Source organism: Streptomyces sp. NPDC033845, assembly GCF_055576225.1.
Genome location: NZ_JBVIRI010000088.1, coordinates 1 through 938, shown reverse-complemented (window position 1 = coordinate 938; position 938 = coordinate 1). Strand labels below are relative to the sequence as shown.

The 938-nt window shown below is 68.7% G+C and carries 3 pseudogenes; 2 read left to right on the top strand and 1 reads right to left on the bottom strand.

Annotated features, from left to right (window positions below):
• A pseudogene (locus ACZ50K_RS37965) lies at positions 1 to 329 on the top strand (hypothetical protein); the annotation flags it as partial.
• Between the two features lie 53 nt (positions 330 to 382).
• On the opposite strand, the pseudogene ACZ50K_RS37960 reads toward ACZ50K_RS37965, so the two are convergent.
• A pseudogene (locus tag ACZ50K_RS37960) lies at positions 383 to 777 on the bottom strand (transposase); the annotation flags it as partial.
• A 67-nt stretch (positions 778 to 844) separates the two neighbouring features.
• Here ACZ50K_RS37960 and ACZ50K_RS37955 point away from each other — a divergent pair.
• Positions 845 to 938, top strand: a pseudogene (locus ACZ50K_RS37955) (helix-turn-helix domain-containing protein); the annotation flags it as partial.

Genomic DNA, 938 nt, shown 5'->3' with positions numbered 1-938 from the left:
TCGAAGACCTGGACGGCTGGACACTCCACCGGCTCCGCCACAGCGCCCTCACCCACGACTCCGAGGACGGCACGTCCACCCCGATGCTGCTGGCCAACCCCCTCGCCTCACCCGACGACATCGAAGACCTGGACGGCTGGACACTCCACCGGCTCCGCCACAGCGCCCTCACCCACGACTCCGAGGACGGCACGTCCACCCCGATGCTGCTGGCCCGCTCCCGCCACGCCTCCGTCCGCTCACTGGAGCGCTACGCCCGCCCCGGCGTCGACGCGGTCGCCCGACACGTCGCCGAACGCGACCCCGCCGCACGCCGCCGGAATCAGTAGCGGCCGTAGCCCCTACCTTGCACCGTGGGCCAGACATAGGAGTCCGGGGCCTAGTAGAAGCTGGATCGGGCGATGCCGAGAATGGTGCAGAGCCGCTTCACGCCGTGGCGGCGCTGGTGGTCGGCGACGAACTGGAAGCGGTTCACCAGCGCGTCTCACCGGCGAAATACTTCGCCGCTTTCCGCAGGATCTCGCGTTCCTCCTCGAGCTCGCGGATCTTCTTGCGCAGAGCGGCGTTCTCTGTCTCCAAAGGCGTCACGGGTTCCGCGGGCGCCTCTGCCCGGCGCCCCCGCGGCCGGCTCGCGCCAGCCGCTCCGACCCAGTTGCGCAGGGTCTCGGGATTGACCCCCAGATCGGCCGCGATCTGCCAGATCGTCGCGCCGGGCCGCGACTGATACAGCGCGACCGCGTCCGCCTTGAACTCGGGCGGGTAGTTCTTCATGACCACGAGATGTCCGTTCTCAGATCCTCAGGATCCAGTGTCTCGCGTGTCCAAGATCAAGGGTAAAGGCCCGAGGATCAAGCCGCTTGAGGTCGCCAGCCACCTGAGGGTGAGCCGGAAGTCGGCGTATCAGTGGCATCGGCTGTGGCGGGAGGGCGGTGTGGAGG